Raw genomic sequence first — 6,902 nt, 5'->3', positions numbered from 1 at the left:
AGCCCGCTGAGCGCGTTGGCGGCTTTGCACACCTCGGTCTGCAGGTCTGAGTAGGTGAGGGTGCGGCCTTCGCCGACCCGCTCACCCTCCCAGTGGATGGCGACTCGATCGCCGTTACCGGCTTGTACGTGACGGTCCACGCAGTTGTGCGCGACGTTGAGCGTTCCGCCGGTGAACCACTTGGCGAACGGTGCCGCCGACCAGTCCAACACCTGGTCGTAGGGCTTGGACCATGACAGCCGGTTGGCCTGTTCGGCCCAGAACGCGAGCCGGTCTCGCTCGGCCTTGCGGTACAACACCTCGCTGGCGTTCGCCTGTGCGGTGAACTCCGCGGACGGCGGGTAAGACAGGGTCGCGGCGTGGGTCTCGGTCACCTGCACGAGCGTAATCGGGATCGCTCGCCGGGATGTCCGGGCGTCGCTCAGTTAAGAAGAAGTTTGCTTGCCGCGGCGGCAACAACCTCTACCGCATTAAGCCGGCCCGGCCGGGGGCTCTAGGGTCGGGCCCATGCGTCGGGTCCGTGCTGCGGCGGCCTTTGTGGCTTGCGGATTGCTCGCCGCCGCATCGCTGACTGGCTGCGGTGCGGGAAACGTGCGCACCGATGTGGTGATCGTCAACGCCGGTGAGCCGCAGAATCCGCTGATTCCGACCAATACCAATGACAGCAATGGGGGCCGCATCATCGACCGGCTCTTCGCGGGCCTGATGTCCTATGACGCCAAGGGCAGGCCCGAACTGGAGGTTGCCCAGTCGATCGAGACCAGCGATGACATCAATTACCGCATCACCCTCAAGCCCGGATGGACGTTCAGCGACGGCACAGCGGTGACCGCGCACTCCTTCGTGGACGCCTGGAATTACGGCGCTCTGGCCGCCAACGCGCAACTACAGCAGAGCTTCTTCACCCCGATCGCCGGTTTCGACGAAGTGGCTGCGCCCAAACCGGCGGCAACCACAATGTCCGGGTTGCGCGTCGTCGACGACCACCAGTTCACCGTGCAGCTCAAGGCGCCGACCATCGACTTCAGACTGCGGCTTGGGTTTTCGCCGTTCTATCCATTGCCGGCCGTAGCGCTCAAGGATATGACGAGCTTTGGTCAGCACCCGGTCGGCAACGGCCCATACAAGTTTGACGACGCGCCGGGCGGTGCGGCCTGGCAACACAACGTCAAACTGGACCTGGTGCCCAACCCCGGCTACCACGGCAACCGGATCCCGCAGAACAAGGGTCTGCGTTTCGTCTTCTACGCCAACCTAGAGACCGCATACGCCGACTTGCTGTCCAGCAATCTCGATGTGCTGGACACCATTCCGTCCAGCCTGCTGTCGGTCTACCGCCGAGATCTGGGCGATCGTTACGTCAGCGCGCCGGCAGCGGTGAACCAGACCCTCGACACCCCGCTGCGGCTGTCCCATTTCGGCGGCGAGGAAGGCAGGTTGCGCCGACAGGCGCTCTCGGCGGCCATCAACAGGGCACAGATCTGCCGCCAGATCTATTCCGGAGCGCGTGCACCGGCCCGCGATTTCACTGCGAGTTCGCTGCCCGGTTTCGACCCGCACATCGTGGGCAACGATGCGCTCGAGTTCGATCCGGACCGTGCGCGGCGGCTGTGGTCGCAAGCCGATGCCATCGCGAAATGGTCCGGCCGGTACGCGATCACCTACAACGCCGACGGCGGACACCAGGAGTGGGTGGACGCGGTGGCCAACAGCATCAAGAACATCTTGGGTATCGACGCGGTCGGTGTGCCGCAGCCGACGTTCGCCACGTTTCGCACCCAGGTCACCACCCGCAGCATCGCCACCGCTTTCCGCGCGGGTTGGCAGGGCGACTTCCCGTCGATGCTGGAGTTCTTGGAGCCGCTTTTCGTCACCGGGGCGGGCGCCGATGACGTCGGCTATTCCAACCCGCAATTCGACGCCGCGATCGGCGCGGCCGAAGCCGCGCCCAGCTTGCAGGAGTCGTTTGCCCTGGCCAACGCTGCACAGCGAATCCTTTTCCGGGATATGCCGGTCGTGCCGTTGTGGTACACGATCAGCGTGGCCGGAAGGTCACCGGCGGTCAGCCACGTCGCACTGACCTGGAACGGCTTGCCCGACTACGAGCACATCGTGAAGGCCTGAGATGGGCTGGTATATCGCTCGACGCGTCGGGATCATGGTTCCGGTCTTTCTCGGGGCCACCCTGCTGATCTACGGCATGGTCTTCTTGCTGCCCGGTGATCCGATCGCCGCCCTGGGCGGTGACCGTCCGCTGAGCCCCGCGGTGGCCGCGCAACTGCGCGCCCAATACCACCTGAACGACCCGTTCTTGATCCAGTACCTGCATTATCTTGGCGGCATCGTGCACGGCGATCTGGGGCGTGCCTACTCCGGGTTGCCGGTCAGTGTCGTTCTGGCCCAGGCGTTTCCGGTGACCATCCGGCTGGCGTTGATCGCCCTGGCGGTGGAGGCGGTCCTCGGGACCGGCTTCGGGGTGATCGCCGGGCTGCGGCAAGGCGGGACCTTCGATGCCGGGGTGCTGATCACTAGTCTGATCGTCATCGCGGTGCCGATCTTCGTGCTGGGGTTTCTGGCGCAGTTCGTCTTCGGTGTCCGGTTGGGTGTCGCCGCGGTCACCGTGGGTGATCAGCCGACATTCGCGCGGTTGCTGCTGCCCGGTGTGGTGCTGGGGTCGGTGTCGTTGGCGTACGTGGTGCGGTTGACCCGCTCTGCGGTGGCCGCGAACGCGCACGCCGACTATGTGCGCACCGCTACGGCGACCGGCCTGTCGCGGCCCAGGGTGGTCACGGTCCACATCCTGCGAAACTCGCTGATCCCGGTGGTGACATTCCTCGGCGCCGACCTCGGGGCGCTGATGGGCGGGGCGATCGTCACCGAGGGAATCTTCAACATCCACGGTGTCGGTGGTGTGCTCTATCAGGCCGTCACCCGCCAGGAGGCACCAACGGTGGTGTCGATCGTGACGGTGCTGGTGGTGATTTATCTGTTGACGAACCTGATCGTGGATCTGCTGTACGCGGCGCTGGATCCCAGGATCCGCTATGGCTGATCGGGACACCGAGGTGCTTGGCGGCGCCGGGTTTTGGCGTGATACTTGGCGGGGCCTGCGGCGACGTCCGAAATTCGTCGTCGCCGCCGCGCTGATTCTGTTCTTTCTTGTGGTGGCGATGTTTCCGGCATTGTTCACGTCAGCCGATCCCGGCTACGCCGACCCGTATCAGAGCCTGCTCGCACCGTCGGCCGCGCATTGGTTCGGTACCGACCTGCAGGGCCACGACATCTACGCCCGCACGGTTTACGGTGCCCGCGCTTCGATCACCGTCGGCGTTGGTGCCACCCTTGTGGTTTTCGTTGTCGGCGGGGCGCTGGGCGCGCTGGCCGGCTTTTACGGCGGCTGGATCGACGCGGTGGTCTCCCGCGTCGCCGATGTGTTCTTCGGAATCCCGCTGTTGTTGGCCGCCATTGTGCTCATGCAGGTCATGCATCATCGCACCGTATGGACGGTGGTCGCGATTCTCGCGCTGTTCGGTTGGCCGCAGCTGGCCAGGATCGCGCGCGGGGCCGTGCTCGCGGTGCGCGACAACGATTACGTCGTGGCCGCGCAGGCGCTGGGGTTGAGCAGGTTCGGGATATTGATACGCCACGTCGTGCCCAATGCCCTTGGCCCAGTGATCGCCGTCGCCGCGATCTCGCTGGGTCTGTTCATCGTGACCGAGGCGACGCTGTCCTACCTCGGTGTGGGGCTGCCGCCTTCAGTGGTGTCATGGGGCGGCGATATCAACGTGGCGCAGACGCGGCTGCGGGCAGGCTCGCCGATCTTGTTCTATCCCGCTGGGGCCCTTGCGCTTGCGGTGCTGGCATTTTTGATGATGGGCGACGTATTGCGCGACGCCCTGGATTCCACATCACGAGCGTGGCGGTCATGATCCGCGTCGGCGACGATGCAGAGCGCAGCGATGCGGAGGAGCGCCGCGGGTCTTGCGCCGAGCTGCCGCTGCTGAGCGTCGCGGGCCTGGAAGTGAGATTCGGCGACGATCCTCCCGCCGTGCATAACGTCGAGCTGACCGTGCGCAGCGGTCAGACCGTTGCCGTTGTCGGTGAATCCGGCTCCGGAAAATCGACGACGGCCGCTGCGATTCTCGGCCTGCTCGCGCCGGGCGGACGAATCACCGCCGGCCGCATCGTATTCGACGGCTTCGACATCACGTCGCCGGATCCGCGACGGCTGCGCTCGATTCGGGGGACTGGCATCGGCTATGTGCCGCAGGACCCGACGACCAACCTCAACCCGGTGTGGAAGATCGGCTTCCAGATACGGGAGGCGTTGCGCGCCAACAATATCAGCGATACGCGGCAACGATCACTGCAACTGCTCGGGGAAGCCGGAATGTCCGACCCGCCGACTCAGGCCCGACGGTATCCGCATCAGCTGTCTGGCGGGATGTCTCAGCGTGCGCTGATTGCGATCGGGCTGGCCGGCCGCCCGCGCTTGCTGATCGCTGACGAGCCGACTTCCGCACTGGACGTCACTGTGCAGCGCCAGGTGCTCGACCATCTGCAGCATCTGGCCGCGGAACTGGGCACGGCGGTCTTGCTGATCACCCACGATCTCGCGCTCGCAGGCGAGCGAGCCGAGCAACTGATCGTCATGCGACGCGGTAGCGTAGTAGAAACCGGTGCAGCACAATGGATCTTGAGCGACCCACAGCACCCCTACACCCGACAGTTGGTTGCCGCCGCGCCGCGCGCGGCCGGTGGGACGACGGCTCGACCGCGGACCGGCAACGCGACGTCCGGCGGAGAATCCGACGCTGAGGCCGGCGGTCTCCTGGTTGCCTCCGAGCTCACCAAGGTCTACCGTTCAAGCCGCGGAACACCTTGGCGGAAAACCGAATTCCGTGCTGTCGACGGCGTGTCGTTTCGTCTGCGCAGAGCGACCACACTGGCCATCGTCGGCGAATCCGGATCTGGGAAATCCACTCTGGCGCGCATGGTGCTGGGTCTGCTTGCGCCGTCCTCCGGGACGGTGACTTTCGGCGGCCTTGACGTTGCCGCGCTGAACCGGCGAGCGGCTCTGGGGTTTCGCCGGCGGGTGCAACCGGTCTTCCAAAACCCTTACAGCAGCCTGGATCCGATGTTCACAGTGTTCCGGGCCATCGAGGAACCGTTGCGCATTCACCGCGTCGGTAGCCGCCGCGAGCGGCGCGCGGCTGTGCGAGAGTTGGTCGAGCAGGTGGCGCTTCCGTTGTCGGTGCTGGACCGCCGCCCTCGCGAATTGTCGGGCGGCCAGCGCCAACGGGTCGCGATCGCGCGGGCGCTGGCGTTGCGGCCGGAGGTGCTGGTCTGCGACGAAGCTGTCTCCGCGCTCGACGTCTTGGTGCAGGCGCAGATACTCGAATTGCTTGCCGGGCTTAAGGACGCGCTGGGTCTGAGCTATCTGTTCATCAGTCACGACTTGGCCGTCGTCCGGCAGATCGCCGATGAAGTGATGGTGATGCAAGCTGGCCAGGTGGTTGAACACGCGCCCGCTGAGGAGGTATTTACGCGGCCGCGGCACGAATACACCCGGCAACTGCTGGCGGCGATTCCCGGCGGCGGGTCGCCGCCAGAAACGCGCGGCGATCGCAAGGGCGGCGATCGCAAGGGCGGCGAAGCCGGGCGCGGCGGGTCGCCGCCAGAAACCGAGCCCTATCGTGACAGTTCGTGACTTCTGACCCGTTGGCTCCGCTGATGGAGCTGCCCGGTGTCGCCGCCGCCAGCGACCAGGCCCGGGATGCGCTCGGCCGCGCGCATCGCCATCGTGCCAACCTGCGGCGCTGGCCGGTGACGGCGGCCGAGGCTTCGCTGCGGGCCGCGAGGGCCTCGGCGGTGCTCGACGGCAGGCTGAAACTGGACGAGCATCTGGACGTCTCCGCGACCAGCGACCCGGTATTCGCCGGCGCGCTGCGCGTCGCGCAGGCGCTGGAAGGTGGCGAGACCGCCTTGGCCGGCGTGTGGCAGCGGGCGCCGCTGCAGGCGCTGGCACGACTGCATATGCTCGCCGCCGCCGACCTGGTCGACGAGAGTCGATTGGGCCGGCCACGCGCTGACGGCGATATCGGGCCCCGCCTCGAGTTGCTCGGCAAGATCGTCACCGGTGGCACCCGGGCGCCGGCCGCGGTGATCGCCTCGGTCGCGCACGGTGAACTGCTGACCCTGGCGCCATTCGGCAGCGCGGACGGTGTGGTGGCACGGGCGGTGTCGCGGCTGGTGACGATTGCCACCGGGCTCGACCCGCATGGATTGGGCGTGCCGGAGGTCAGCTGGATGCGTCGTGCGGCCGAGTACCGCGATGCCGCGCGCGGGTTTGCGGCGGGAACGCCCGACGGCATGGCCGCCTGGTTGGTGCTGTGTTGCCGGGCCCTGCGCACAGGCGCGCAAGAGGCGTTCTCGATTGCTGAAGCGCTTGCTGAATAGGTTGCCGAAGCCGCGTCGCGGTGAGCGGTGCAGCGGCCGGCGGTAGCGGTACGGACGAATAAAGCGGGCGACGATCCGAAGGATTTCGGCTCGCCGCCCGCTAGCACGGAACTCGGTTACCAAGCGTGCAACTCTGGGTTGCGTGGGGTGGCCTCGGCGATCTTGCGACGCTTCCGGCTGCAACCCCACCCAAAGGGCTGTCGACGCCATCCACTCTTCGCAATTACGCAGGCCCGCAACACTTCTGCCATTATCGCGGCTGTGACTCCGCGTGGGTGCCGGGAACCGTGCTGGGTTACCCGATTTCGGGAGATCGTGCCTTCTCTTCCGGCTCGATCTTGGCCTCACCGGGCTTCCGTCACTCCTTTGTACTCCGTGACCCGGGTCACAGCAAGAGTCAATTGCCGTGAAAACGCTGAAGTGATATCGACCAGTGACCCGGA

The 6,902-nt window shown here is 66.2% G+C and carries 5 protein-coding genes and 1 pseudogene; 5 read left to right on the top strand and 1 reads right to left on the bottom strand.

Annotation, left to right across the window (positions count from 1 at the left end; genetic code table 11):
• The coding region (locus tag VNW74_RS20875; RefSeq protein WP_325680288.1) for an acetyl-coenzyme A synthetase N-terminal domain-containing protein at window positions 1-374 on the bottom strand (374 nt) is incomplete at its 3' end.
• A 133-nt stretch (window positions 375-507) separates the two neighbouring features.
• Here VNW74_RS20875 and VNW74_RS20870 point away from each other — a divergent pair.
• From VNW74_RS20870 to VNW74_RS20850, 5 genes and pseudogenes are all read left to right on the top strand, one after another.
• Window positions 508-2,124: an ABC transporter substrate-binding protein gene (locus VNW74_RS20870; protein WP_325680286.1), complete on the top strand. Its 1,617-nt coding sequence runs from the start codon at window positions 508-510 to the stop codon at window positions 2,122-2,124.
• Window position 2,125: 1 nt separating this feature from the next.
• Complete coding sequence (locus VNW74_RS20865; protein WP_325680284.1) at window positions 2,126-3,052, top strand: ABC transporter permease; 927 nt, start codon at window positions 2,126-2,128, stop codon at window positions 3,050-3,052.
• Window positions 3,045-3,929, top strand: coding sequence for an ABC transporter permease (locus VNW74_RS20860; protein WP_325680282.1), 885 nt, complete (start codon window positions 3,045-3,047; stop codon window positions 3,927-3,929). The genes VNW74_RS20865 and VNW74_RS20860 overlap by 8 nt, the downstream gene beginning before the upstream one ends.
• A pseudogene (locus tag VNW74_RS20855) lies at window positions 3,926-5,626 on the top strand (dipeptide ABC transporter ATP-binding protein); the annotation flags it as partial. The gene VNW74_RS20860 and the pseudogene VNW74_RS20855, both read left to right, overlap by 4 nt.
• Window positions 5,627-5,706: 80 nt before the next feature.
• Window positions 5,707-6,459: an oxidoreductase gene (locus VNW74_RS20850; RefSeq protein WP_325680281.1), complete on the top strand. Its 753-nt coding sequence runs from the start codon at window positions 5,707-5,709 to the stop codon at window positions 6,457-6,459.
• Window positions 6,460-6,902 lie beyond the last annotated feature (443 nt).

The organism is Mycobacterium sp., assembly GCF_035570115.1.
Taxonomy (GTDB): domain Bacteria; phylum Actinomycetota; class Actinomycetes; order Mycobacteriales; family Mycobacteriaceae; genus Mycobacterium.
This window is presented reverse-complemented; position numbering and strand designations above follow the sequence as displayed.

What these genes read in the sequence shown, in the direction of transcription:
- VNW74_RS20870 (WP_325680286.1), top strand. Translation starts at nt 508, where the DNA reads ATGCGTCGGGTCCGTGCTGCGGCGGCCTTTGTGGCTTGCGGATTGCTC.
- VNW74_RS20865 (WP_325680284.1), top strand. Translation starts at nt 2,126, where the DNA reads ATGGGCTGGTATATCGCTCGACGCGTCGGGATCATGGTTCCGGTCTTT.
- VNW74_RS20860 (WP_325680282.1), top strand. Translation starts at nt 3,045, where the DNA reads ATGGCTGATCGGGACACCGAGGTGCTTGGCGGCGCCGGGTTTTGGCGT.